At 56.7% G+C, this 24,908-nt stretch carries 23 protein-coding genes; 17 read left to right on the top strand and 6 right to left on the bottom strand.

Annotated features, from left to right (window positions below; translation table 11 throughout):
- Positions 1-205 precede the first annotated feature (205 nt).
- The 5 genes from DOQ08_RS12205 to DOQ08_RS12185 are packed head-to-tail and all read left to right on the top strand — an operon-like array spanning position 206 to position 4,911.
- The gene (locus DOQ08_RS12205) at positions 206-1,753 is read left to right on the top strand and encodes a carboxyl-terminal protease-like protein (RefSeq protein ID WP_114335226.1); all 1,548 of its coding nucleotides are present in this window, start codon (positions 206-208) and stop codon (positions 1,751-1,753) included.
- An 18-nt stretch (positions 1,754-1,771) separates the two neighbouring features.
- Positions 1,772-2,413, top strand: coding sequence for a penicillin-binding protein activator LpoB (locus DOQ08_RS12200; RefSeq protein WP_114335225.1), 642 nt, complete (start codon positions 1,772-1,774; stop codon positions 2,411-2,413).
- Positions 2,397-3,641, top strand: a complete 1,245-nt coding sequence (locus DOQ08_RS12195; RefSeq protein ID WP_114335224.1) for a hypothetical protein — start codon at positions 2,397-2,399, stop codon at positions 3,639-3,641. Before DOQ08_RS12200 ends, DOQ08_RS12195 begins: the two co-directional genes overlap by 17 nt.
- Positions 3,638-4,093 carry a YcfL family protein gene (locus DOQ08_RS12190; protein ID WP_114335223.1) on the top strand — a complete coding sequence of 152 codons (456 nt, stop codon included), beginning with the start codon at positions 3,638-3,640 and terminating at the stop codon, positions 4,091-4,093. Before DOQ08_RS12195 ends, DOQ08_RS12190 begins: the two co-directional genes overlap by 4 nt.
- A complete protein-coding gene (locus DOQ08_RS12185; protein WP_114335222.1) occupies positions 4,093-4,911 on the top strand; it encodes a hypothetical protein in 819 nt (272 codons plus the stop codon). The genes DOQ08_RS12190 and DOQ08_RS12185 overlap by 1 nt, the downstream gene beginning before the upstream one ends.
- A gap of 48 nt (positions 4,912-4,959) precedes the next feature.
- On the opposite strand, the gene DOQ08_RS12180 is transcribed toward DOQ08_RS12185, so the two are convergent.
- The gene (locus DOQ08_RS12180) at positions 4,960-5,874 is read right to left on the bottom strand and encodes an acyltransferase (RefSeq protein WP_114335221.1); all 915 of its coding nucleotides are present in this window, start codon (positions 5,872-5,874) and stop codon (positions 4,960-4,962) included.
- Between the two features lie 181 nt (positions 5,875-6,055).
- Here DOQ08_RS12180 and DOQ08_RS12175 point away from each other — a divergent pair, with 181 nt between their 5' ends.
- The 6 genes from DOQ08_RS12175 (at position 6,056) to DOQ08_RS12150 (ending at position 12,366) form a co-directional block, all read left to right on the top strand.
- Positions 6,056-7,207 carry an alpha/beta fold hydrolase gene (locus DOQ08_RS12175; protein WP_114335220.1) on the top strand — a complete coding sequence of 384 codons (1,152 nt, stop codon included), beginning with the start codon at positions 6,056-6,058 and terminating at the stop codon, positions 7,205-7,207.
- A 68-nt stretch (positions 7,208-7,275) separates the two neighbouring features.
- Positions 7,276-8,187 carry a LysR family transcriptional regulator gene (locus DOQ08_RS12170; RefSeq protein ID WP_114335219.1) on the top strand — a complete coding sequence of 304 codons (912 nt, stop codon included), beginning with the start codon at positions 7,276-7,278 and terminating at the stop codon, positions 8,185-8,187.
- Positions 8,188-8,417: 230 nt separating this feature from the next.
- Complete coding sequence (locus DOQ08_RS12165; RefSeq protein ID WP_114335218.1) at positions 8,418-9,635, top strand: Bcr/CflA family multidrug efflux MFS transporter; 1,218 nt, start codon at positions 8,418-8,420, stop codon at positions 9,633-9,635.
- 144 nt (positions 9,636-9,779) lie between these two features.
- Complete coding sequence (gene tpx / locus DOQ08_RS12160) at positions 9,780-10,280, top strand: thiol peroxidase (RefSeq protein ID WP_114335217.1); 501 nt, start codon at positions 9,780-9,782, stop codon at positions 10,278-10,280.
- A gap of 310 nt (positions 10,281-10,590) precedes the next feature.
- The gene (locus DOQ08_RS12155; protein ID WP_114335505.1) at positions 10,591-11,871 is read left to right on the top strand and encodes an MATE family efflux transporter; all 1,281 of its coding nucleotides are present in this window, start codon (positions 10,591-10,593) and stop codon (positions 11,869-11,871) included.
- 303 nt (positions 11,872-12,174) lie between these two features.
- Positions 12,175-12,366 (top strand): CsbD family protein, encoded by a 192-nt coding sequence (locus tag DOQ08_RS12150; RefSeq protein WP_114335216.1) that lies wholly within the window; start codon positions 12,175-12,177, stop codon positions 12,364-12,366.
- 73 nt (positions 12,367-12,439) lie between these two features.
- On the opposite strand, the gene DOQ08_RS12145 is transcribed toward DOQ08_RS12150, so the two are convergent.
- The gene (locus DOQ08_RS12145) at positions 12,440-12,865 is read right to left on the bottom strand and encodes a thioesterase family protein (protein ID WP_114335504.1); all 426 of its coding nucleotides are present in this window, start codon (positions 12,863-12,865) and stop codon (positions 12,440-12,442) included.
- 282 nt (positions 12,866-13,147) lie between these two features.
- On the opposite strand from DOQ08_RS12145, the gene DOQ08_RS12140 reads away from it, so the two are divergent.
- A complete protein-coding gene (locus tag DOQ08_RS12140; RefSeq protein WP_114335215.1) occupies positions 13,148-14,788 on the top strand; it encodes an MBL fold metallo-hydrolase in 1,641 nt (546 codons plus the stop codon).
- A gap of 8 nt (positions 14,789-14,796) precedes the next feature.
- Here DOQ08_RS12140 and DOQ08_RS12135 read toward each other — a convergent pair whose 3' ends face one another.
- Entirely contained in the window at positions 14,797-14,955 is a 159-nt protein-coding gene (locus DOQ08_RS12135) for a YqaE/Pmp3 family membrane protein (protein ID WP_004581060.1), read from the bottom strand.
- Between the two features lie 184 nt (positions 14,956-15,139).
- Here DOQ08_RS12135 and DOQ08_RS12130 point away from each other — a divergent pair, with 184 nt between their 5' ends.
- On the top strand, positions 15,140-16,567 hold the full coding sequence (locus DOQ08_RS12130; protein WP_227537641.1) for a succinylglutamate desuccinylase/aspartoacylase family protein: 1,428 nt from the start codon (positions 15,140-15,142) through the stop codon (positions 16,565-16,567).
- 41 nt (positions 16,568-16,608) lie between these two features.
- A complete protein-coding gene (locus tag DOQ08_RS12125; protein WP_114335213.1) occupies positions 16,609-17,538 on the top strand; it encodes a DMT family transporter in 930 nt (309 codons plus the stop codon).
- Positions 17,539-17,544: 6 nt separating this feature from the next.
- On the opposite strand, the gene DOQ08_RS12120 is transcribed toward DOQ08_RS12125, so the two are convergent.
- Entirely contained in the window at positions 17,545-18,720 is a 1,176-nt protein-coding gene (locus DOQ08_RS12120) for a MalY/PatB family protein (RefSeq protein ID WP_114335211.1), read from the bottom strand.
- Between the two features lie 101 nt (positions 18,721-18,821).
- On the opposite strand from DOQ08_RS12120, the gene DOQ08_RS12115 reads away from it, so the two are divergent.
- Together DOQ08_RS12115 and DOQ08_RS12110 are read left to right on the top strand one after the other, a co-directional pair.
- Positions 18,822-19,709 (top strand): AEC family transporter, encoded by an 888-nt coding sequence (locus DOQ08_RS12115; RefSeq protein WP_114335209.1) that lies wholly within the window; start codon positions 18,822-18,824, stop codon positions 19,707-19,709.
- A 79-nt stretch (positions 19,710-19,788) separates the two neighbouring features.
- The gene (locus tag DOQ08_RS12110) at positions 19,789-22,293 is read left to right on the top strand and encodes an acyl-CoA dehydrogenase (protein WP_114335207.1); all 2,505 of its coding nucleotides are present in this window, start codon (positions 19,789-19,791) and stop codon (positions 22,291-22,293) included.
- Between the two features lie 18 nt (positions 22,294-22,311).
- Here the strand turns inward: DOQ08_RS12110 and DOQ08_RS12105 are convergent, their stop codons facing one another.
- Positions 22,312-23,259, bottom strand: coding sequence for a LysR substrate-binding domain-containing protein (locus DOQ08_RS12105; RefSeq protein WP_114335205.1), 948 nt, complete (start codon positions 23,257-23,259; stop codon positions 22,312-22,314).
- A 135-nt stretch (positions 23,260-23,394) separates the two neighbouring features.
- Here DOQ08_RS12105 and DOQ08_RS12100 point away from each other — a divergent pair, with 135 nt between their 5' ends.
- On the top strand, positions 23,395-24,357 hold the full coding sequence (locus DOQ08_RS12100) for a DMT family transporter (RefSeq protein ID WP_114335203.1): 963 nt from the start codon (positions 23,395-23,397) through the stop codon (positions 24,355-24,357).
- On the opposite strand, the gene DOQ08_RS12095 is transcribed toward DOQ08_RS12100, so the two are convergent.
- A complete protein-coding gene (locus DOQ08_RS12095; RefSeq protein ID WP_114335201.1) occupies positions 24,303-24,878 on the bottom strand; it encodes a gamma-glutamylcyclotransferase in 576 nt (191 codons plus the stop codon). The two genes, DOQ08_RS12100 and DOQ08_RS12095, sit on opposite strands and share 55 nt — an antisense overlap.
- Positions 24,879-24,908: the final 30 nt, after the last annotated feature.

The following is a 24,908-nucleotide window of genomic DNA, read 5'->3' as shown; positions in this document are numbered from 1 at the left end:
ACACAGCAAGCCTCTTTAGAAAAAGGGGCTTGCTTTTAATGACTTACTCATCTTTTTCGCAGCACCCTCGGCACTGATCTCTCCAAAGCCAGCCACATTGGCGCTTCCTGCCTAACACCTTCATTAAAAGTTGGTTATAAAGTCATCCTATTGATACTGCTTGGCCTTCCCTTTTGGCTTTCACTTCTTTTATAGGATATCAAGGATGACGTCTCGACCCGTTCATACCTCGCCCATGACACCACGTACTTGCCTTCAGCGCGCCATCACGGCACTTATCGGTTTGAGCATGATCATTCTGCTCTCAGGTTGTCAGACCTTTAATTTTAGCCCCGACAGCGTTCAGGTTACCGGTCCATCAGCCCATGGAACCGCACTGGTCCCCTTTCGTCTTGTGGGCGACGATCAACCAGATTGGTTAATCCCGGCCGACGGTTTAGCACCTGAACTTACCGTTACCCGTCAAACTGAAAAAACCGATCAAGACACCAACTGGCTTAGCGTTCTACTCTACGCGGTCACTCTGACCTTAGTGCCCGCCCACGACGAACACATCTACACCGATAGCTACGAACTCAGCTGGCAAGGTGAACCGTTGGTAAAGAGTGAAATCGAATACACCATCGATACATATTTCACACTCTACTTCCCGACCGCTTTATTCTTCGGCTCCTTAGATTCAGGCCCGGCAATACAACAACAAATTGCCCGAGACTACGTATACGACTTTCATAAAAGTCATGTGCTGACGGTGATTGATCAGCAACGCGAGGAATTTGAGCGCACCGACCCTCAAACCCGCACGGAACTCGCGGACTATCTGTTAGGACCGGGGCAAAACTCGGTATACCGCCCATCGGCACTCACACGCCTCGCCGAGCTCGCCCCGAAAGAGGGTGCGCTGGCCTACCACGCGGAACACGTCTCATTGCCGGGTTATATCCAGGTTCTACCTGAATCAGACCAAGCTTGGCTCATAGGCCCTCAAGGCTTAAACGGTTTTGACCTCCAGGCCAAGCTGAATCAAGGCGTCGCGGCCGACGAGCTGTTGGTGCAGGTGCTGAATGCCTATCCAAAAGACGAAGACGCAATACCCGTTGTGGTAAACAGCCAGATAACCGATATTCGGCAATTCCCCTCCGGTTATTACAACGGCATGACGGACAATCACCGCGAGATACTCAAAGCCGGTGCCCTGCCTGCAGGCTTGGTGGACCGTATGACCAACAAAGCCCCAGACCCGCAACTGCTAATGGCCGCCCGGAGCGGCAAATTGCGCGACGCCAACGGGAACATTCGTATCCCGACCCAAGAGGAACTACTTGAACAGTTGGTGCGCCATGATAACCAGGGCCAATACATGAGCCCGTACACCAGTGACGATGTGCTCGCTGAGTGGGTCAACTCCGCCATCAACGCGAACATTGGTGCCACCGCGGGCACCGGCGTCGGCGCTGTCGCCGGGGCATATCTGGGCGAGAAAGCGCTGGAGCAGATTCCGTTTGTAGGAGGCTTTTTGGGCGGCGCTGTCGGTGCTGAAATCGGAAAAAGCGTCGGGCGCCAGACCGCGATCAGCGCCTCCGGAGGCTGGGAAGCCATTCGCGCCTCGTCCGATCGAAGCTTCGATGATATCGCTTCCATGGCCCGTTATTTAAAAGAAAAATACGGGACCACCGGCAACTACTCAGATGCGATGAACGCCACTCGACAAATCTACCCCGAACTGGCCGAAGTACTCGCGCAAGTCCGCTAACATCCAATGGAGATTAAAATGTTCAGGAAAACGACATTGAAAACGGCCTGCGCCCTGGCCACAGCGAGCCTTGTTTTGTCTGGCTGTGCCAGCAATATCGACAACGCTAAAGGCAAGCCTAGCGTTTACGAAGATGTGTCCACCACCGGCAGTGTGGGAGGCGTAGGCATCGAGAGTCAGGATGTAGTCGCCGTAACAGACAAAATGATGCGCGACATGATGGCTAACCCGCTGCTGACCGGTCGGTCTACCCCGCCGCGCATTATCATCGATAACGAGTACATCAAAAACGAAAGCACATCGGTCGTGAATACCAACATGTTCACTGACCGCCTGCGCATCGAACTGAACCGCGCCGCCAATGGCCGCATGGTTTTCGTTGGCCGCCACTTCTCAGACATGGTCCAGAAAGAACGGGATCTTAAGCGCGACGGCGCTGTCGATGGCGGAACCATTCGCAAAACAGCAGCGCAGGCCGGGGCCGATTTTCGGCTAGGCGGCCGGATTTCATCACTGGACGCGATCGATCGCAACACCGGTACCCAGTCCCGTTACAGTCAAATCAGCTTCGAAATGGTTGATCTTGAGCTTGGCACGATCGTGTGGAGCGGCCTCTATGAAATGAGAAAGGCAGCCCGTGACAATGTGGTTTATCGATAACCGTTTCTTGAAGCCTGCACTGGCCATAGCCATTGCAGGCACGTTGGTCGGCTGCGCAAGCGGCCCCAAGGTGTACGATCGGGCCGCACTGGCACCGGCGGAGCAATCGCTCGTTAACAGTAAGCCAGCCCCTTTGAGGGCTGACTTCCAAAATCTGTTCGAGGAAGGTACACGCAATAAAGTACTGAACCTGATGGAGATCGGGGTCAAAGCTTATCGGTCGGGTTTCCGAGACGAGGCAAAAAACACCCTCACTCAGGCTCGGCTTGAAATCGAGAACGTCTACGCCGACACCGATTCCGCCAGAAAAGCCCGCAGCATCTGGTACGAAGAAGCAGAAAAGGATTTTAAAGGCGAACCCTATGAGCGGGCCATGGTGTACTTCTACCTCGGCCTGATTTATTTAGAAGAAGGCGACTACGGCAACGCACGAGCCAGCTTTCTCGCCGGGTTGCTGCAAGATGCCTTTGCCGAAGAAGAGCAAAACAGCACCGATTTCGCTTTGCTACTTTACTTAGCGGGGTGGTCTGCACTTCAGATGGGCAGCGAACAACTGGCCGAGCAGCATTTCGAAGAGCTCAAGCTTTACCGTCCTGATGCGCCCATTCCAGACCTTACCGACAATGCCTTGTTAATTGTTGAAACCGGGCATTCGCCTCGCAAACTGGGCGATGGTGTAGGCCATTATCAGCTGGTGTATCGCCGAGGAAAAAACTTCAAAGACATTGGGGCTGAGTTTCGCAATGGCGAGCAGTGGTCCCCCGTGTACCCCATGGAAGATATCTTCTTCCAGGCCTCAACCCGGGGCGGCCGTGCCATAGACCGGATTGTTGAAGGGCAAATTCAGTTCAAAGAAAACACTCGCGCTGTCGGCTCCACGCTCAGCTCAGTTAGCCAGAACAGCATGCTGGCTGGTGCTGGAGCCGCAGCCGGCGGGGTAATCGGTGCCGGTTTTGCTGCGGTGAGTCTAATCAGCGTAGCCGCAGACGGTCTTTCAGCGTCAGCTAACACCCGTGCTGACATACGCTACTGGGCCGGGATACCCGATACCGTGCACGTGATGCCGGTCACCGCTACCGACGGACAAGCTGTCACAGTTCGTTTTCTAGATGAATACGGGCGCCCGATTCACGGGCTCAACGATTCAACAGCGTTCAAATTCGATGGTCGCGGTGCGGGTTTGGCCTTTGCCACCTCGCGCCGACCAAACCAAGGAAGCACACAATGAAATCGATCGTTAAAACCCTCACCGCAGCGGCCCTGGGGCTGGGCTTACTGGCAGGTTGCACTAACTTGCCTTCGGACAGCACTCGTCTCACCGAACGCACGGCGCCGATTACCATGAATTCCGTGGTGTTTAGCGATTACAACCTGAGCCGTACCTGGGATGGTGGAATATTTGGAGACGGCGAACGCTACCGGCTCACCGTGGCACAACATGGCCAGCGGGCAACAGCGACAGGCACCACTGAGGTTTATGCCGTACTTCGTAACCACACCGACTATGACTACCAGGTTGAGGCACGCACCCAATTCTTTGATCAAGACGGTGTACCCACCGACGTCAAACCCACCTGGCAGCGCCTCACCGTGTCAGGGAACAGTCTTGCGACTTATCGTGAACTTTCCACCTCTACGCAACCTCTGCAATACCGCGTAGAAGTACGGGAGTTGAACTAATGAAACGTCTGGCCATGGCACTTTGTGTGCCACTGCTGGCGCCGGGTCTGAGTGTTGCAGCCAGCACCAGCCATGAAGCAGCACCGATGATGGCCCCAGCCCAAAAGCCCCTGACCGAGAGTGATCTGCAAGAAGAACGCTTCGCACCTCAACGGCAAGAAAGCGCAGAAAACATCCTCAAGCGATTCAGAGCCGCCTATGGCAGCAACATGCCAAGAGTAGCCGTGTTCTGGAACCGGGCTTTCGATGATCAGGTAAGCGACTGGAGTAGTAACAGCCGAAGCGTCGTATCGGCACGCGGCACTCTTAAAGGTGAAATCCCCGACGGTAAAGTCAGTTTACAGGACGCAAATCAGGCTGCGGCACAAGCAGAATACCGCTCAAACCGGAACCGTGTATCCCTCGGCCCTGCCTTTGAATTGCAAAGCGGTTTGGTCAGCCAGCTTACGGAAGCCGGCGTGACCGTCGTCGACCGCGATGCAATCATGAGGATTACCGATAACGCACTGGAGACCGGTGACTTTTCTCGATTATCCCCGGATCAGCGCCGTCTTGAGATGCGTGCACTCGGTGAACACGCAGATATGTTGATGGTCTTTAACCGTTTAACCGACCGAGCGTTCGAAATCGAAGTGCTGGATGTTCGCAGCGGCGCCATCAAGGCCATGCTCAGTTCTAACGGCATCCCTCCTGAACAACAGAAGGCTCACCAATGGAAAGCAACCGATCACGGTTTCCAGATAATAGAGCAAACCGTGACCCTGAGCGAAATCGGCGAGGAACTCGTACTGCAAACACTGGCTAGCATGTCGCGCTAAAACCCAATTTACGCGCTCAACTGAATGCACATCACTTCGGGCGCGGCCTCAAGAATTAGCACCCTCGGAACGACTGTCGAGCATACCTGTCAGGCGGGCATCTTTCGCCTGCCAGAGCTCTCCCAACCAGCTTTTCATGTTCTGGCGATGCTCGGCATCGTTGGTGTAATCCCGTCCGTTCAGATGTTCCGGAATATGCTGGGTGCGAATATCCATCCGGATTTCAGGCACCTTGCCGCACAGGAAATCCCAGAAGCTGGGTGCGCCGTTCGGGTAAGCAATGGTGACATCCACCAGAGTTTCAATGGAATCACCCATCGCATCCAGCACAAACGCGGCACCGCCCGCTTTGGGAACGAGCAAGTGCTGATACGGTGAATTTTGCTTGTCGTGTTTGGCCTTGGTAAAGCGAGTGCCTTCCACAAAGTTCATCACGCTGACCGGGGTATACCGAAATTTCTCGCAAGCCTTACGAGTGGCCTTCAAATCCTCGCCACGCTTTTCCGGATGCTTGATCAGGTACTCCCGGGTGTACCGCTTCATAAACGGGAAATCGAGCCCCCACCACGCCAAGCCAATCACCGGCACCCAAATCAGCTGCTGTTTCAGGAAAAACTTCAGAAACGGTGCCCGGCGGTTGAACACGCGCTGCATGGCGAAAATATCTACCCAGCTCTGATGGTTGCTGAGCACCAGATACCAGCTTTCCCGCTTCAGATTATCGGCGCCAATCACCTGCCAGTCGGTGCCTTGGGTCAGTTTCATCCAGCCCGTGTTGCAGGCCACCCAAGATTCGGATATCCAGATAATCAGCTTGGTACACAGCACTCGGAAGCCGGTATGAGGAATCACCAGTTTTAACAGTGCCGGGATATACAGCAGCACGCACCAGAACACCGTATTGATGGCCAGAAGGATGGAGTTGATGACACCGATAATGGGAGCAGGCAGAAAACTGAGCATGGTGGTCCTGTTTTGATTATTGTCGCCAAAAGATGCGCCATCATAGCAATCCGCGACGGCCTTGGGCAGTGGCCGAACGTGACCCTTTCGCCGGCACTAAATGACAATTTCGCCATGGACTGAATATGGATTCAGCCTTACGCTTGTCGCAACTCTGATTCTAGCGCATGACGGAAACACTATGCTTAAGCCACTAAAGCTCGCCCTCAACACCGCATCCGACCTGTCCCACAAAAGCTTGCACTACGCCGGCAACGCTTTCGATCGGGTCTTCAAGGCAGCCAGCTTGGTACAGGCTGGGCAAACACCGTTCGAAACTCTACACACCAACGGTCTCGTCAGCCTGCGTTACTACCCGCCTCTGGAAGAGGACGCTATTGAAATTGATGGCCTATCCATCCCCGTCGAACGCTCAGCGCACAAAACCCCGATCGTGATCATTCCACCATTGGCGGTGAACATGCTGATCTACGATCTGTTCCCCACGCGCAGCTTGGTGCGCTTTCTTCGGGCCAAGGGCTTTGAGGTGTATTTGATTGATTGGGGCATCCCTCAGCGAGAACATACTCACTACAACCTGCACACCTATGTTGCAGAACTGTTGCCCGAATACCTGAACCGCGTCCGCGAACACAGTGGCGAGCAAGAATTATCGCTGCATGGCTGGAGCATGGGCGGTATGTTCACCATGTTCTATTCGGCGCTCAGCCAGGATCAGCACATTCGCAACGCCATCGTTGTCGGCCTGCCCATCGACAGCCATGCGTCTGGCGTTCTCGGCATGATCTACCAGCGGCTTGCCGACGTTTCCGGGGCGGTATACCGGCGCACCGGTTTCCACATCCATAAAGTAAAACCGCACTGGTTCCACACCCCGGGCTGGGCCAACACACTTGGTTTCAAATTGACCAATCCAATTGGCAGCGCCATGGGCTACTGGGAGTTGCTGGTACGCTTGGGAGACCGGGAGTTTGTCACCAACCACGCCACGACCTCGGCATTTCTCGACAAAATGGTCGCGTACCCGGGCGGCGTTGTTCAGGACACTCTGGTTCGGGTCTGGGTTGATAACCAGTTGGCAAAAGGGCAAATCCAGATTGGCGACGACTTTGCGCGCCTGGAAAACGTCAACGCCAATCTACTGGCCATCGCCGGGGAAACCGATACCCTGGCAACACCCGGCGCCGCCAAGCGCATCATGGACCACGTCAGCTCTGTGGATAAAACTTTCCGGGTCGCGCCCGGCGGGCACATGGGCATTCTGGCCGGCAGCAAGGCACCACGAGCCAGCTGGCTGGAATTGGCGGATTGGCTGGCCGCGCGCTCAGACTGAGCCTCTGGCGGGGTTTGGCATAAGGGTGCACCGTGACAATCCGGGCACCCTGCCCTAAACTCCAATCGATGAAATCCGTTGATATATTAAATCTCGATCTTCGATCGCTGGCCACGTTCATTGCCGTGCTGGATGAAAGCAGCGTATCCCGCGCGGCCGTTCGCCTGGGCGTTAGCCAATCTGCGGTCAGCCACACCTTGGACCGCTTGCGCTTAGCCTTCGGTGACCCGCTGTTTGTAAAATCAGGGCGAGGCATCGTGCCGACCGAATACGCACTGCGTACCGGCCCCCACATTCGCCACCTGCTGGACGACCTCCGCACCCTACCTTCAGGCCCACCGTTTGAGCCGGCAACCGCCGAGTTCACCTTCACCATTGCCGCCAACGACTACCAGCGGGACCTGCTGTTACCGGGCTTAGTGAAAATCCTGCGCGAGCAGGCACCGGGCATTCATTTACAGGTGATTCCCTCGGGTATTCCCAACCCCGATATGCTCCGAAAAGAAGCCTGCGATCTGGTGATCAGCCCCCACGCCCCGGAGGCCACAGACATCATGCAACGGGGCTTGATGGCCGATCGCATTGTGGTGTTCTACGACCCGAACATGCGCGACGCACCCGTGGGCATGGACGACTACATGAAGGCTGACCACATCACGGTATTGTTCTCGACCGGCGAAAAGCCCGGCCTCGACAGCACACTGGATACCCGCGGCGTTCAGCGCAGAAGCATGGTGACGGTCTCTAACTTCTCGGGCCTTCCCGAGCTATTGCGAGGCACCACCATGCTAGCCTCTGCCCCCGAACGTATGAGCAGCCAGCTGATGCGCGACTTCGCCTACGTGCCGCTACCGTTCGAATACAACCCCTTCACCCTGCTGATGCTCTGGCACCGCCGCCACCAAACCGACCCCGCCCACCGCTGGCTTCGCAACCAGGTAAACTCGGTCGCGGCCACCATGAATGGTTTGAACGACTAATCAATCGATTTCATTCATATATTCAATGAAAATCTGAGCGTTATTTTTTCTGCCTTCGCCCCCTAGACTTCATCACCTCAGCAGACGGCAAGTGTGGGGGTGTCCTTCCAAAAACCGCTCCTTCGGCACATCCCTGTGGCGCTTCTGCTCCGCCATCCATGGCTGCGCACATTTTTGGAAGGACACCCCCCCACTCGCCTCGCAACCATCAACGTGGCGTCAAATTCGTAATGCTCGCACTGACAAGTATCTGGACAACTATTTTATTGGCCGCAGCCGTTGCCCTCGCGCCAATGGCCATCGACATGTATTTGCCTGCATTTCCGCAAATCGGCACCGATTTTGGTGCGAACACCGCGCAAGTTCAGTTAACACTGAGCATTTACATCGGCGGCTTTGCGTTAGCGCAATTAATCTGCGGGCCATTGGCGGACCGCTTCGGGCGCAAACCCATCATGATTGGCGGCATGCTGATATTTGCTCTGGCGAGTATTGGCTGTGCGCTGGCAACGAATATCGAAATGCTGCAACTGTTCCGCTTTCTGCAAGCCCTCGGCGGCTCCGCAGGGCCGGTGCTTGCCCGCGCGATTGTCAGAGACGTGTATACCCCCAGAGACGCTGCCAAAATCCTCGCCATGCTGGCCGGCATGATGGCCCTGGCACCCGCCATAGCGCCCACCTTGGGTGGTTTCATCGTCGCGATCTTTGACTGGCACTGGATCTTCATCGTCATGGCCGCCTATGCCCTGATCATGGTGGCCGTCATCGCCTTCGGCATCCCGGAACCGCTACGGCCCGAAAACCGCCAGCCGTTCCGGATGTGCAGCCTCTTGCGCAACTACCGTTTAGTCAGCACCGACCCCACCTTCATCGGCTACGCCCTCACCAGCGCAGCCGTCTATGGCGGCCTGTTCGCTTACCTGTCGGGCTCTGCCTTCGTGCTGATTGAGGTACTTGGCGTAGCCCCCGAACACTTCGGCCTCTACAACGCCGTAACGGCCGCTGGCTACCTGATCGGCAACATCGCGTCTATCCGTTTAGCGAGCCGGTACACCCCCGATCAAATCCTGCGCTATGGCCTGCTGGGCGGCCTTGTCTCCGGTGCCATCATGGCAGCACTGGCTTATGGCCAGCTCTATAGCCCATGGGCGGTGGTACTGCCGCAAGCCGCTGTTATGGCCTCACTGGGCATGATCCTGCCCCAGAGCATGGCTGGAGCGCTGGCCAATTTCCCGAAAATGGCCGGCTCCGCCTCAGCCTTACTCGGCTTCACCCAAATGGCCGCAGCAGCCGCCGCTGGGGCCTTAGTCGGCCACCTGCACGATGGCACCCCCTTAGTCATGGCCACCATCATCACCGCCTGCGCGGCACTGGCTCTGTTCGCCTACCTGTTTCTTGTGCAGCGTTACCCTGCACAAGACTTTGAAGCGCAGAGTGCCAATTCATAATCTCTAATTCCGTGCATAGTGCTTGGTCAGGGTAGGCCCTCAGACTATTGATATCCCCTCCAACGAATAACAAAGATGAAAACTCATCCGATTTAAGCTAAACAGGGTAAGTACACGAACTCAAAACCAAAAAAGGAGCAACATATGCCAACCAACGTAACTTTGGACGGAAACCCAATCGAACTCAGCGGCACCTTCCCAAGTGCCGGCGACAACGCCGCCCCCTTCACCCTGACCACCAGCGGACTGGAAGAAGTCAAACTCGACAACTGGGCCGGCAAACGAAAAATCCTGAACATCATCCCCAGCATCGACACCGGCGTCTGCGCCACCAGCACCCGCAAATTCAACGAAAAAGCTGGCAACCTGGACAACACCGTCGTCCTCGTCGTCTCTGCCGACCTGCCCTTCGCAGCATCCCGCTTCTGCGGCGCAGAAGGCCTGAACAACGTTGAAACACTCTCAACCTTCCGTAACTACAGCTTCCAGCAAGACTACGGCGTAGGCATCCAAAACGGCCCCCTAGCCGGCCTGTGTGCTCGTGCGGTTGTGGTTCTGGATGAAAATGACAAAGTTATCCACAGCGAACTGGTGAGTGAAATCAAAAACGAGCCAGACTACGAAGCAGCACTGAAAGTTCTCTAACAACTAGAGAACACCCTAACCTCGGCACCGGAGTACCGCTCCCATGCCGAGGCCATAGGGCGAAGACACCCCTCCAAAAATGTGCGCAGCCATGGATGGCGGAGCAGAAGCGTCACAAGGACGTGCCGAAGGAGCGGTTTTTGGAGGGGTGTCTTCGCCCTGTGGCTTACTCCAAATGCCTGATACCAGATCAGCAGATGCACCAATCCCATGACCTGTTAGAATCTGCGCCAAACACCCAACCGAAGGCCCCAAAACCAACGTGCAACAAGCCCTGCAAAACGCCTCCCTAGGCCGCCAGCTCTACCACATGACCTGGCCCATGCTGTTCGGTGTCCTCTCACTGATGACATTCCAACTCACCGACAGCGCCTTCGTCGGCCAACTCGGGCGCGACCCACTCGCCGCACTGGGCTTCACCGTACCCATGCAACAACTCGTCAGCGGCATGTACGTCGGCCTCGGCATCGCCACCACCGCCATCATCTCCCGCACCCTGGGCCAAGGCGACGAACAACGAGCGCAACGCCTCGGCGGCCTCGTCATCGCCATCGGCGCCGGCCTGGCGCTGACCTTATGCATCTCAGTGTGGCTACTACAAACCCTCATACTCGATCTACTCGGCGCCGAAGAAACATTGCGCCCCGTCATCCGCGAATACTGGGCACCGTGGCTCACCTCCGCCTGGGTTGGCGCCATGGTCTACTTCAGCTACTCCATCAGCCGCGCCAACGGCGACACCCGATTGCCCGGCTACATGATGATCGCAACGAGCCTCCTAAACATCGCACTGGATGCCCTCTACATCTTCGTATTCGGCTGGGGCCTGCCCGGTGCTGCCTGGGCCACCATCACCGCCTTCAGCATCGGCGGCCTGGTCATGTACCCGATGCTGCTGAAGCGTCAGTGGCTCCGCTTCGACCTGCTCCAACTGCAATTACTCAAAGCTGCAAAACAATTAGGCAGCATCATGGCTCCCGCCATGGTCAGCCAGTTAATGCCGCCCTTAGCCGCCATACTAGCCACCGCCCTGGTCGCCGGATTCGGTTCAGCGGCGGTGGCCGCCTGGGGCCTGGGCACCCGGCTAGAGTTTTTCTCCATCGTGGTCGTACTGGCACTCACCATGTCTATGCCACCCATGGTCGGGCGCTTGCTGGGTGCGGGGGAAATTGAACAGATTCGCAAACTGGTGCGCATTGCGGTGCGGTTTATCATCGGCTGGCAGCTGTTCATCGGGCTGGTCTGGCTTGGCGCTTCCGGCGTGGTATCGACCCTGTTCAGCTCAGACGCCAACGTACAAGACGTACTGGTTAGCTACCTGCTACGCGTGCCATTGAGCTACAGCGGTTTGGGCGTGTGCATACTGATGGTTTCCATCAACAACGCACTCGGTATGTCCATGCGAGCGCTGCTGATCTCGGTGTTACGCCTGTTTGGCTGCTACCTGCCCATGCTGTGGATTGGCGCCCAAATTGGCGGGCTACCCGGCCTGATGACCGGCGCGCTGATTGGCAATCTGCTCGCTGGAATCATGGCATACAGCCTGTACCGACAGGGCCAGAAAACCCTGGACCAACGCGCTCGCGACTAAGCTCCCGCACGATATTAGCGGCGGCCACAGCCCTTGTGGCCGTCAGGTTACCGACAGCTCACAAAGTCGTAACAGTGAAAAATACCGCTTATTTTTCATGAAGATAAACAAACACAGCCTCGCTAATTTGGCACCACGCTCCGTTCGCCGGTTGTCAACAAAAAGCGCCTGTGCCAGCCTGAATACCGAGCTATATGGCTCAGCAACGAAGCAGCAAAGTTTTACCTCGAGGTAAAGGTTGATGGAACACCTACTCCTTTAGCTCCGAATTCATGCAATTATTTTCAAGACGAGGATAAGGTTATGAATAACGACATTCTGGAAGGCAACTGGAAACAGCTCAAAGGTAAATTGCGCGAACAATGGGGCAAGCTGACCGACGATGACATCGAACAGATCGGCGGCAAAAAAGACAACTTTATCGGTAAGCTGCAAGAAAAGTACGGCATGAAGAAAGACGAAGCCGAGAAAGAGTGGAACAAGTTTTCTAAATAATCGTCACGCCGAAAGCGGCTTCCCCAAACCGATGGTGCACCTCGCACCATCGGTTTTCTTTTGCGTTAGCCCTTTAAGCAAACCGCGCGCGGAAGCTCTCGGGCACCGGGGTCACCTCACGGGTGTTGTAGTTAAAGAAGACAAAACCATATTTCGCCAATGCCACGGGCTGCCCACTTTCCGCTTTGGTTACCCGAAACACGAAGTCTCCTCCGTATTTGTTAAAGTCCATCAGCCCCACTTCAAACCGCAGCATATCCGGATAAAACGATTCACCTTGGTACATGGTGGCAAGGTCGGTGACGATAATGCCATTACCACTCGGATCGGCTTCTTTGATGCCGTTTGCCACGAGGAACTGCGCTCGAGCTTCTGACAGCATCGAAATCAGTGCATCGTTGCCCAGATGGTTGGCGCCGTTAATATCGCTGATTCTAACGGGCAACAGGGTTTCGAAGCTGAAAGCGTCGTCCGGGAATTCCAGTTTGATTCTTGCCACGGTGGTGTCCTGTTTTACGATCATTTTAACGTGGGTGCATCATACCCTTGCGGTTGTGACTTCTCATCTTATGTCGGTATCGGGTATCTTGGGTCTTGCCCTTGCGCTTTTGACTTGGGAGTGGGCAATGATTGGGGTGGGCTTTCCAAAAACCGCTCCTTCGGCACGTCCATGTGACGCTTCTGCTTCGCCATCCATGGCTACGCACATTTTTGGAAAGCCCACCCCAATCATCGCTCGACTATTCGAGGCGCATCTGGAATAACAAAACAAGAGTGATCTATGAGCATTCGTCCTGCGGCCACTTTGGCTCTGACTCGTGATAGCGAAAACGGTATTGAAGTCCTTCTGCTGCAACGCACCTGGGAAGCCATTTTCCTGCCCGGTTACTATGTCTTCCCCGGCGGAGCCGTGAACGAGCAAGAGCCCGAGTGTCGGGATCATGCCATCGGCGTGGAAGATTCCGACATCAGCCAGACCATGAGCTTGGTCGGAGGCGGCGGTGTCGATTACATGCTGGCCGCGGTTCGGGAATGTTTTGAAGAATCCGGGGTTCTGCTGGCCTTGGACAAAACCGGCAAACTGATCGGTGCAGACCATCCTGTTCACGCAGATCGCGATGCCCTGTTCAGGGAAACCATCTGCCTGGCGGATTTGTGCAAGAAGCATGAGTTAACCTTGCCGCTCGACCACTTGGCTTATCTGAGCCACTGGGTCACGCCGCCGGGGCCACCTCGCCGGTTTGATACCCGCTTTTTTGTTGCCGCGGCACCCGAAGGGCAAGCCGCCAGCCATGATGGCGAAGAAACCATCGATCACGTCTGGATTTCCCCGGCACAGGCATTGGCGGAACACAAAGCGGGGCAGCGCTTGCTGGGGCTGCCCACCATCCGCACCTTACGGGTACTGTGTGACTTCAACACCACGTCCGAATTGATGCGGTACGCACACGCCAATCCGCCCGATCCCTTCCCGACGGACCCATGGCCGGCGATTCGCAAAGGCAAACCGGTTCTTCTTGAGCCGAATGCACCGGCTTACGACGAAGCCGTAAAACTCGACCCGGAAGGGGCCGGTTCGGTACAGGCGCAGATTACACCGGGTGAGCCGGTAGAGGTGGCGGCCGGGGTGGTTCGATTGACCGCGCCGAATCCGGGGATGATGACAGGCCCCGGCACCAACACCTACATTCTGGGTTTCGATCGTTTTACTGTACTTGATCCCGGGCCGGCCGATGAAGGCCATATTGAACGTATTCTGGAAGTGACCGGCGGTGCGGTGGATCAGGTCGTGGTCACCCACACCCATCTCGACCACTCACCCGGCACCCGATTGTTAAAAGAACGCACTAACTGCCGGGTTTTCGGCTGGCCAGCACCGGAAGGTGCCAGCCAAGACCGCGCATTCACACCGGATGACATCCCCGAACACGAGGAATTGATCGCCACAGAAGCCGGTGTGCTGAAGGTTTTGCACACCCCCGGCCACGCCTCGAATCACCTATGTTATTTGCTGACAGACCAAGACCTGCTGTTTTCCGGTGACCACATCATGCAAGGCTCGACGGTGGTCATCAATCCGCCAGACGGCGATATGAAGGCCTATGTGGAATCGTTGTACGAATTGCTGGAAGAGAAGATTCAGTTCATTGCCCCGGCCCATGGCTTTCTGATGGGGCAGCCAGAGGCTGTGGTGGATTATCTGATTACCCATCGCTTATCGCGTGAGCACAAGGTGTTCCGTGCGCTGGAAGCGTTGGCTCCGGTCACTCTGAAGGATTTAACCGCGAAGGCTTACGACGATGTGCCGGCCGCAATACACGGGCTGGCGGCCCGCTCCGCGCTGGCACACCTTCTGAAACTGGAGGCCGAGCACAGGGCCTACCAGACAGGAGATCTCTGGCATACCAAGCGCCCGGCGTAACCGTCGGGCTATTTTTTAGCAATCACCCACACCGCGTGAACAATGCCCGGAATGTAGCCAAGAATGGTCAACAGAATGTTGATCCAGAAGTGCTTTCCGATACCCACCTGTAAAAACACGCCCAACGGCGGTAACAGAATCGCAATCAAAATACGCAAAAGGTCCATACAGTTCTCTCCTTAGTCTCGGTATAACAGGACTTAAGATTGCAAGATAGTTCAGTTATACACAATAAGCAGCCGGAATTCGGCCTGGAATCATGAAAGTGGCATTACAGCTTCTTCACAGCCGTATTCATTAGTCGCTGCGAGCCCTATCCTAGGGCCGTTTGGTCAAAGCACTCGAGGATTTATGCTGTTTCAACGTTATTACAACCGCACCACCCCCAAATGGTTCGCCTGTCTGGTTCTGTCCATGACATCCGTGGGTGCAGTGGCCGATACCCAAAATTCAAAGACGGTTTCTGAACCACCGGTTAATCTGGTTGCTCAGTTGGCTGAGGATGAAAGCGTTGAAGACGTCGTTCAATCCGAGCCCCGGCACGACAGTAAAAACACATCGCCAAAGGCCAAAGCATCCGCAGAGCCCAAAGCAACAAAGGCGACTAAAACGGAACCCGCTGCAACCAAAGCCAAGCAGCCAAGGAAGATTGCTCCCAATGTGGATCTGAAAGAAGTCGCGCCCATGCCGGAGCCGGAACCAGCACCCGTTCCGGAATCTGAGCCTACCGATGCCGCGACAACTGACACGGGCGAGCCCGAAGCTCCCATTGCAGCCGAAGAAAACGAGCCAGAGCCGACTGAAGCCGAACCGATTCCTTCGGAAGCCTTCACCTTGCTCGGCAACGAAGTCTTGCCTGGCACCTCGACCCGTCTGGCCTGGACCCCAAACATCCAGATAGCCGGGCTATCCCAAACCACGCCAGTTCTGGTGGTTAACGGTGCTCACGCCGGGCCCACTTTGTGTCTGACCGGTGCCATTCACGGCGACGAGTTGAACGGCATCGAAATCGTACGGCGAGCCATGTACGACCTGGATCCCGCCAAATTGAGTGGCCAAGTCGTTGGTGTGCCCATCGTCAACCTCACGGGTTTCCAGCAAGGCAGCCGTTACCTGCCCGATCGCCGGGACCTGAACCGCTATTTTCCAGGCCGGCCCGATGGCACCTTGGCGGACCGCATCGCGCATTCACTGTTCAACAGTGTGATTCGCCATTGCGACATGTTGGTGGATATCCACACCGGTTCGCTCAAGCGTACCAACTTGCCGCAGCTGCGCGCCGATATGAACAACCCGGAGGTGGCCGAGTTCACCAAGGGCTTTGACCGCATGGCCGTTGTCCACAGTTCCGGCTCGGAAGGCATGTTGCGAACCGCCGCGGTCAATGCAGGCATTCGCGCGGTGACGCTGGAAGCCGGGGAGTCGCTACGCATTCAGGAGCACCAGATCAAAGCCGGTGTGAACAGCCTCAACAGCCTGATGGAAAAACACGGCATGATCTCCCGCATGTTTGTCTGGGGTGATCCGCAGCCGGTGTATTACGATTCGTTGTGGATCCGTGCCCAGCACGGCGGCATTCTGTTCAGCGAAGTCGCCTTGGGGGATCGCGTGTCTGAAGGGGAAATCCTTGGTTACGTCTCGGATCCTATTACCAACGAGCAATACCCCATTCGCTCGAATGCCAATGGCCGCGTGATCGGAATGGCGGTGGATCAAGTGGTGATGGCCGGCTTTGCGGCCTACCACATTGGTACGGAGGCAGAAGTTCCAGGAGAGTAGTATGCTAGGCGTTTAATGCACAACGCCTGAAGGATGACTACGTGGCTGCAGAGAACGCCGGCATCGTGCCCCGCACACCGGGGCTGGCTTATATCGGTTTAGTACTGACGCCCCTGTTCTGGGCCGGTAACGCGGTGATCGCACGGGGAACGGTGGACAGCATTCCGCCGCTCTCCATGTCGTTCTGGCGCTGGGTCATCGCCCTGTGCATTCTGTTACCGTTTGGGTTACCCGGCGTTTGGCGCCACAGGCAAGTGATTCGCCAGCATCTCGGTTCGATGCTGGCCTTGGCCACCTTCAGCGTAGCCGCGTTCAATTCGTTGCTGTATTACGCCGCCCTGACCACCACCGCCACCAACATTGCACTGATCAATTCCACCATCCCGATTTTTGTCGCGCTGCTCGCCTGGCTGCTTTTGGGCGACAGAACGCGCCCGCTTCAAGCGTTAGGCATTGGCTTGGCCATTCTGGGCATTGTCACCGTGGTGGCGCAGGGCGACCTGTCTGTTCTGCTCAACCTGCAAGCGCAACCCGGGGATTTGATTATGGTGGCGGCCGTGGCGAGCTGGGGACTGTTTTCGGTATTGCTCCGGCGACAGGCCGTACCACTGCCACCTCTGACTTTTCTCACCACCCAGATTCTGCTGGGCAGCGGTGTATTGTTTCCGTTTTACCTTGCCGATTTACTGTTCTTTTCCGGCGGCTTCAGCTGGTCCGGTGACACGGCGCTGCCTCTGCTGTACTTCGCCATCTTCCCGGGCATTCTGGCCTACGGTTTCTGGAATTATGGCGTGCAACAGATTGGCCCTGCCAAAGCGGCCATTTTCATGTATCTGGTGCCGGTGTTTGCCTCGGTGCTGGCCAGTGTGTTTCTGGATGAAGCCCTGGGCGCGGCTCACCTGATCGGCGGTGCCTTGATTCTGTCCGGGCTACTGCTGGCAACCCGGGTTGGGCGGCGCCCGCCGGTCTAGCGAGTATCAACGCTTCGCCAAGGCGGCCTCGACTCGGGAGAGTACCTGTTCCAATACCGCTCTGGGGCAACCGATGTTCAGCCGCATAAAGCCGCTACCCGGCTCACCAAAGGTAATGCCCGGGTTCATGCCCACACCCGCCTGCTGCACAAAGAATCGTTTCAGCCCGGCATCGTCTAATCCCAGCTCCCGGCAATCCAGCCACATCAGATAGGTGCCTTCCGGCGCAGACACCCGGATACCTGGCCAGCGCTCGGCAACCTGTTCCAGCACATAGTCCCGATTGCGCTGCAGGTACACCATCAGCTGATCCAACCATGCGCCGCCATGGCGGTAGCCCGCTTCAAAGCCTGCCACGCTGAACGGGTTACACTGAGGCAAGTGGAACGAATCAAACACCGCCTTCATAGCGCGGCGGCGTTCAGCGTCTGGAATCACCAGCGCAGACAACCCCAAACCGGGCATGTTGAAACTCTTGCTCGGGGCAATGGCTGTGACCAGAGCATCCCCCTCATCCGCCAGCCGGGCCAGCATGGTATGAGCGGGTTTGTCCGGATACACCAGATCACAGTGGATCTCGTCAGTCAGCACCGTCAGCTGATGCCGGCGGGCGATCTCAAGCACCGCTTTTAATTCGTCTTCCGTCCACACCCGGCCCACCGGATTATGAGGCGAGCAAAACATCAGAACGCGGGCATCCGGCCGGGCTGCACATTGCTCCAGATGCGCCAGATCCATGCGGTATTGGCCGGTTTCCGCGTCCTGCACCAAGGGATTCTCAATTACCACCCGGCCACTCTGTTTAACAGAGCTAAAGAACGGTGGGTACACCGGCGGCTGGATGATCACGCCTTCACCGGGGGCGGCATAGGCCATGCAGGCGGCATGCAGCGAGGGCACTACGCCCGGCGCCATCAGAATCCACTCTTTCTCGACCCGCCAGTTGTGGCGCTGGGCAAACCAATCCATGATTGACTGATAAAGGCTGTCCGGAAAAATCGTGTAACCGTACACCGGATGCTCAGCCCGGGCTTTCAAAGCGGCGGTGACCGCCTCGGGCGCGGGAAAATCCATATCCGCGACCCACACCGGAATCACATCGTCACGGCCGAACACCGCCTTACGCACATCAAATTTCACCGAGGCGGTGTTTTCTCGTTGTATCGGCTGGTCAAAATCCATAGCTACTGTCATTCCCCGTCAGCGTTACTAACCGCTACTTGTCGAAACCGTTCAGAATTGCGAACCTGCTGAGTTTTAACGCAGCCCGCACCGGAAAATTTATGATCGCGCAAATACTGGCCACCATGCTACCCGTATTCCTGATTGCAGGCTGCGGAGCTTTGTACGGGCGTTACCGCACGCCGGATATTCAGGGCCTTAATGTGCTCAACATGGAGCTGTTTGTGCCCATGCTGGTGTTTGCGGTTTTGGCCGACCAGCAAGCGCCCCTGCAGGATTACGGCTGGCTGGCGCTGGCTGCTACCGTGGTGGTGCTGGGCTCCGGCATTATCCTGTACCCCTTAGCCCGGGTGCTGGATCTGAATCTGAAAACCTTCCTGCCGCCAATGATGTTCAACAACTCGGGCAACATGGGGATACCGCTGCTGGTACTGGCCTTCGGCGAAGCGGCCCTGCCCGCCGCCATCGTGTTGTTCATTGTGGAGATGCTGCTGCATTTCTCCGTCGGTCTGTACATGCTGGACCCGTACACCTCCGTGCTGAAACGCCTGCGCCAACCCATTGTGTTTGCCAGCATCGCAGGCCTTGCGGTGAACTTCAGCGGTGTGGCTCTGCCCAGCTGGCTGCTGGAAGCCCTGAACATGCTCGGCGGCGTGTGTATTCCGCTGATGCTGTTTGCCTTGGGGGTGCGCATGCTGGACGTGGACTTCAGCGACTGGAAGCTGGGCATGATCGGCGCCATCGCTTGCCCCCTCAGCGGACTGGTTCTGGCTTGGCCGCTCATTGCATTGCTTGACCTTCCGGGCTTGCAGGTAGCCGCACTCTGGGTGTTTGCCGCCCTGCCTCCGGCAGTCCTGAACTACATGGTGGCCGAACAGTATCGCCAGGAGCCTCACAAAGTCGCGTCGCTGGTGCTGATCAGCAATCTGGGCAGTCTGGTGGTGATGCCCATCGTGCTGGGCCTGGTGTTCGCTGCAGATTACCTCTAGGCAACTTGCAACAACGCTTTTTATGGCCGATGGTTAGAGCTCAGCTTGCTGATTTCAAAACCGATACGGAGGTCTGCCCTTGAGCGTTCTGCTTCTTGTTATCAGTGCCTTGGTGCTGATTTATTTCAGCATAGGCGGAAAAACCGCTGCAATTGTTATGTCGGCGGCCACCCTGGTTGGCGTGGCTCAGGACGACTGGCACATTCTCAGTTTTTTAATAGGTGGTTTGTTACTGGCGTTGGCGTTGATGATCGTGCTGCCCAGTGACCTGCGCCGGGAAAAACTCAGCCGTCCACTACTTGGCTGGGTCCGTGGCCGATTGCCCAAGCTCTCCTCCACGGAAGAAGAAGCCCTGAAATCCGGCTCGGTAGACTGGGATGGCGAGCTGTTTTCCGGCAAACCGGAATGGAACAAACTGCTGGATGCGGCCCCGGCGCATCTTTCAAGTGAAGAACAAGCCTTCCTCGACGGCCCGGTGGAAGAGCTCTGCAAAATGCTGGATGACTGGCAGATCACCCATGAAAACTACGATCTGCCGGAAGACGTCTGGGCGTTCATCCGCAAGAACGGCTTTTTCGGCTTGGTGATTCCGAAAGAAGACGGCGGCAAGGGGTTCTCCAACACCGCCCACTCCGAAATCGTGATGAAAATTTCTACCCGCAGCGTGTCTGCCGCCGTCACCGTGATGGTGCCTAATTCCTTAGGCCCGGGCGAGCTGCTGATGCACTACGGCACCGACAGTCAGAAGCAACATTACCTGCCACGCCTTGCCGGCGGCGATGAGATTCCTTGTTTTGCCCTGACTTCCCCCATCGCTGGCTCCGACGCCGGCGCCATCCCGGACAAAGGCATCGTCTGCAAAGGGGAGTGGAACGGCGAAGAAGTGATGGGCCTGAAAGTCACCTGGAACAAGCGCTACATCACGCTGGCACCGGTCGCCACCCTGATTGGCCTCGCCATCAAAGTGTACGACCCGGAACACTTGCTCGGCGAACAAGACGAGATCGGCGTAACCTGCGTGCTGGTACCCCGGGATACCGACGGCGTACATGCCGGTACGCGCCATCTACCGATGAACACGGTCTTTATGAACGGGCCCACCTGGGGTACCGAAGTGTTCATTCCGATGGATCAGGTGATCGGCGGCCAGGACATGCTCGGCAAGGGCTGGACCATGCTGCTGGAATGCCTCTCCATCGGCCGTTCTATCTCGCTGCCCGCTTTGGGCACCGGTGCCGGAAAACTGGCCAGCCTGGCCACCGGCTCTTACGCGCTGACCCGGGAACAGTTTGGCCGCACCATCAGCCAGTTTGAAGGAGTTCAGGAAGCACTGGAGCCTATCGCCGGCTACACCTACATGATGGACGCTGCGCGCCTGCTGACCGTGGGCATGCTCGATCGGGGCGTGCGCCCGGCCGTACCTTCAGCCGTTTTGAAGTACCGCAACACCGACCTGATGCGAGAAGTGATTAACCACGCCATGGACATTGTGGCAGGCCGCGGTGTCATCACCGGCCCCCGTAACTTCCTGGCCCGAGCCTACCAGGCAGTGCCGATTGGCATCACCGTGGAAGGCGCCAACATCCTGACCCGCAGCCTGATGATCTTCGGCCAGGGCTCCATTCGCTGTCATCCGTTCATCGTGGATGAAATCGAAGCCGCCGGCATGGAAGATCAAGAAGCAGCGACCAAGAAGTTTGACGGCATTTTCTACAGCCACCTGGCACACACCACCCGCAACTCGTTGCGTGCGTTCGTGCTGGGCCTGACCAAAGGCTGGCTGGAAACCGCCCCCAGACAGGGCGATATCCAAGGCTATTACCGCCAGCTTGGCCGGTTCTCAGCGGCCTTCGCCATGATGACCGACGTCACCTTACTGACGGTAGGCGGTGGCCTGAAAGCCCGGCAACGGCTGTCTGGCCGCATGGCGGACTGTCTGGTGCACCTGTATTACGCCACCGCCGTCATCAAACAATGGCACGAAGAAGGCTACCCGGAAGATCAGCGCAACCTGGTGGAATGGAGCCTGCAGACCTGCCTGCATGACCTGCAGAATTCCATGCGCGAAGCCATCATCAACTTCCCGGTACCGGCACTTCGCTGGCCATTGCGCATTTTGGTATTCCCGCTCGGTGCAACTGGCCTGAATGGCCCCGATGACAAACTGGGCGCGAAAGTGGCCGCCACCATCGTGGACGACACCCCTGTGCGCCAGCGTGTGAGCCGCGGCACCTTCACCACTCAAGACCCGAACGACCCATTGGGCCGTGTGCTGAATGCCTACCGACTGGCTAACGAAACCCACGAGATGCGCCAGCGCCTGCACGAGGCCATTCGCAACCGCAATGAAGATGAGTTGGATGGTATTGCTCTGTTGATGGGCCACCAACGCAAAGAGCTGGTGGACTGGGCCTGTGCTCAGGGCATAGTAACAGCCGACGAGTGCCCGAAACTGGAAGAGGCGCTGACTGCGCTGTACGACGTGATACGCGTTGATGCGTTTGAGCCTGACGGCCTGAAGTCTCTGGCCAAGACCGCCAAAGGTAAACGAAAAGTGGTAGAACGGCCCAAGAAAAAGCACTAACGGCTGATTGGGGGGCGTTCACTCGCCCCTCAAGCCCCCCCGAATCGCTTCATCCACTAACCAGCGCCGCAACGTTTGAATTCCGCGCTCCCGACGGCGGCTGGTTTTCCAGGCAAAATAGAACTTATCCCCCGTCACCACCGCATGGGCCGGCAGCCGCACAAAGTCTTCCGAATCCTTACGGGTACTGAGCATGTAATCGTTGGTCAGCGCGATACCCTGATTAAACCGTGCCGCTTCCAGAGCCAACAGCATATGGCTGAAATGCTGGACCCGAGCGCCACCGGGCAAAGATTGATCCACCGCGCGAAACCAGGCGGCCCAATCGCCAGCCGGTCGGTTAAAAATGCTGTGTGTCGATAGCAAGGGAAATTGCGCAATCTGCTCTGGCGAAATAACCAACTCACTGCGGGCATCGGGCTCCGTATCCCAGCCCATCTCCCGCTGTATCCGCTGCCAGTAATCCTGGCTGCACACCGGGAACAATCGCTCAGTATAGAGATGTTCGTAACTGTAGGCCGGTGCCGAGGTGTAAATGGTGATAAAGCAATCCGCGACCCGATCCGACAACACCGGGTTCTGGCTACTCATCTCCAGCGCCAGATCAATCTGCGGGTGCAAACGCTGCAAGTCCGGCAAACGCGGCACCAACCAACGCACCGCGAAGGAACTGAACACCGACAGCCGCAACCGCGACTCTTCATGCCCCAACAACTGCTCACTGGCCCGTTCGATCTGCAGCAGCGCCGAGCCAATGGCATCGAAATACTGGCGCCCTTCATCCGTCAGCGTCACCACCCGGCCTGAACGCCAGAATAAAGGCTCACCAAGATAGGTTTCCAGCTGTTTGATCTGATGGCTAACGGCACTTTGGGTGATCGACAATTCCTCGGCTGCCGCAGAAAAACTGGTCAGCCGGGCAACCGCTTCAAACACCGGTAAGGCTCTTAGGGGAGGTAGTCTCATCTATCTAAATTTCTAATAGCGGCTAAATAATCATCATTTTATCGGATAGTAAATCACAGATAGACTTGTGTTCACAGTTCACCGAGGCATTCGCCTCATCATCACAATTCAACGGGTAAAAAAGGGGGGGATTAAATGTCAGGCAAAACCGTTAATAGCGCTATCTTGTTACTGGTCATCGGCAACGCTATGGCTATCCTCTCTGATATCTTTATTAAAACGCTGGAGCCCGGGACCTCTGTGTTTCAGTTCGCGTTTCTGCGCCTTGTCCTAACGCTGGTATTCTTGCTGCCGCTGATCGGTAAACTGAACCGTGAGCACCTGTTCAGCGGTTTCGGCATACACGCGCTCCGGGCGCACGTGCATCTGGCCGGTATCCTGGTGATGGTCATCGCCTTGACCAACCTGCCTCTGGCCACCGCGAACGCGTTGTTTTATGCCGCGCCGATCATGGTGATGGCGTTGTCTGCCCTCTTGTTCAGTGAAAAGCTCACGCGGTTGAGTATGGCAACGGTGATCAGCGGTTTTGCCGGCATCATCGTCATCCTGCGGCCGGTGGAATTCAATTGGGCCGCCATCGCGGCACTGGTGTCAGCCCTGACACTCGCCATCAACGCTGTGCTGGTGCGCAAGCTGCCTAAAGAGCAAAGCACGGTGCACAAGCTGTTTCTGAACTACCTGCTGATCATTCCGGCGGCCGGGGCTCTGGCACTGTGGGAAGGCGCCGAATGGCACCCGGAAATGCTGATCAGCGCGGCCGGTTCGGCGTTCTTCATCCTGGGTTACAACATCTCCGTGTTGCTGGCCTACCACCAGGTGGATGCCAATCAGGTGACCAGTGCCGAATACACCGGACTGATCTGGGCGGTTGCGATTGGTTGGATATGGTTTGGCGAAGTGCCCGACGCGTGGTTCATTGTCGGCAGCTTGATGATCATTGTGCCGTTGGTGCTGATCGGCCTGCGCAACCGTAAGCGTTCACCGGCTCGGGGCTTTAACCCCGCGCCGCGAGATCGCGAGTGTTCGGTTAGCGACCAAGCGCCTCAGCGTTCTGAGGAGAGCTGCTCTTTCAAGCAGGATTCAATCGCAAACGTATGATCGCACTGGTCACCCAGCTCGCGGAGTGATTCGGCCAGCCTAAGCAAGTAATCAGTGTTGGGGCCACTGGGCCCCAATGCTTGCGCAATCTGCCGGGCAATATCCGCGGGCGGGGCTTCGCCCAGAAACGCTTCATTATCTTCTGTTGCGATGTACACCAAGCCTTCCGCTTGCCCACCGTCGTCGAAGGTCATGGTGGTGCTGAACCGCAGATAGCCGTTCTTTTCCCGCACATCCAGATGTTCAAACACGCTCGGTGCTACCCGAAACGCCATGCCCTTGCAGACCGCTCCGGGCTGCTCGATCAAGGTGACTACCCGGCCCGGGGCTTCCGGCGTACCTCGATGATCGTGAGAACCTTGCCAGAACCGGCGCGCCCAACCTCGAATGGTGGCAGGCTTTTGCTCCAGAAAGGGAAAATCGACCTTGTAAATCAAAGACCCATAACCAAACAACCACACCGAATCGATGCCCTCGAAATTCTGGCGGGTACGATTGTGGTCAATGGTATTGGCGGCCATGCTTATCCTCGTGTCTTAACATCCAACGCA

This window comes from Marinobacter litoralis (assembly GCF_003336705.1).
In the GTDB taxonomy this organism is placed as follows: domain Bacteria; phylum Pseudomonadota; class Gammaproteobacteria; order Pseudomonadales; family Oleiphilaceae; genus Marinobacter; species Marinobacter litoralis.
Note: the sequence above shows the minus strand (reverse complement) of the source record. Positions and strands in the feature narration are given on the sequence as shown.

What these genes read in the sequence shown, in the direction of transcription:
- DOQ08_RS12205 (WP_114335226.1), top strand. Translation starts at nt 206, where the DNA reads ATGACGTCTCGACCCGTTCATACCTCGCCCATGACACCACGTACTTGC.
- DOQ08_RS12200 (WP_114335225.1), top strand. Translation starts at nt 1,772, where the DNA reads ATGTTCAGGAAAACGACATTGAAAACGGCCTGCGCCCTGGCCACAGCG.
- DOQ08_RS12195 (WP_114335224.1), top strand. Translation starts at nt 2,397, where the DNA reads ATGTGGTTTATCGATAACCGTTTCTTGAAGCCTGCACTGGCCATAGCC.
- DOQ08_RS12190 (WP_114335223.1), top strand. Translation starts at nt 3,638, where the DNA reads ATGAAATCGATCGTTAAAACCCTCACCGCAGCGGCCCTGGGGCTGGGC.
- DOQ08_RS12185 (WP_114335222.1), top strand. Translation starts at nt 4,093, where the DNA reads ATGAAACGTCTGGCCATGGCACTTTGTGTGCCACTGCTGGCGCCGGGT.
- DOQ08_RS12180 (WP_114335221.1), bottom strand. Translation starts at nt 5,874, where the DNA reads ATGCTCAGTTTTCTGCCTGCTCCCATTATCGGTGTCATCAACTCCATC.
- DOQ08_RS12175 (WP_114335220.1), top strand. Translation starts at nt 6,056, where the DNA reads ATGCTTAAGCCACTAAAGCTCGCCCTCAACACCGCATCCGACCTGTCC.
- DOQ08_RS12170 (WP_114335219.1), top strand. Translation starts at nt 7,276, where the DNA reads ATGAAATCCGTTGATATATTAAATCTCGATCTTCGATCGCTGGCCACG.
- DOQ08_RS12165 (WP_114335218.1), top strand. Translation starts at nt 8,418, where the DNA reads ATGCTCGCACTGACAAGTATCTGGACAACTATTTTATTGGCCGCAGCC.
- tpx (WP_114335217.1), top strand. Translation starts at nt 9,780, where the DNA reads ATGCCAACCAACGTAACTTTGGACGGAAACCCAATCGAACTCAGCGGC.
- DOQ08_RS12155 (WP_114335505.1), top strand. Translation starts at nt 10,591, where the DNA reads ATGACCTGGCCCATGCTGTTCGGTGTCCTCTCACTGATGACATTCCAA.
- DOQ08_RS12150 (WP_114335216.1), top strand. Translation starts at nt 12,175, where the DNA reads ATGAATAACGACATTCTGGAAGGCAACTGGAAACAGCTCAAAGGTAAA.
- DOQ08_RS12140 (WP_114335215.1), top strand. Translation starts at nt 13,148, where the DNA reads ATGAGCATTCGTCCTGCGGCCACTTTGGCTCTGACTCGTGATAGCGAA.
- DOQ08_RS12135 (WP_004581060.1), bottom strand. Translation starts at nt 14,955, where the DNA reads ATGGACCTTTTGCGTATTTTGATTGCGATTCTGTTACCGCCGTTGGGC.
- DOQ08_RS12130 (WP_227537641.1), top strand. Translation starts at nt 15,140, where the DNA reads ATGCTGTTTCAACGTTATTACAACCGCACCACCCCCAAATGGTTCGCC.
- DOQ08_RS12120 (WP_114335211.1), bottom strand. Translation starts at nt 18,720, where the DNA reads ATGGATTTTGACCAGCCGATACAACGAGAAAACACCGCCTCGGTGAAA.
- DOQ08_RS12115 (WP_114335209.1), top strand. Translation starts at nt 18,822, where the DNA reads ATGATCGCGCAAATACTGGCCACCATGCTACCCGTATTCCTGATTGCA.
- DOQ08_RS12105 (WP_114335205.1), bottom strand. Translation starts at nt 23,259, where the DNA reads ATGAGACTACCTCCCCTAAGAGCCTTACCGGTGTTTGAAGCGGTTGCC.
- DOQ08_RS12100 (WP_114335203.1), top strand. Translation starts at nt 23,395, where the DNA reads ATGTCAGGCAAAACCGTTAATAGCGCTATCTTGTTACTGGTCATCGGC.
- DOQ08_RS12095 (WP_114335201.1), bottom strand. Translation starts at nt 24,878, where the DNA reads ATGGCCGCCAATACCATTGACCACAATCGTACCCGCCAGAATTTCGAG.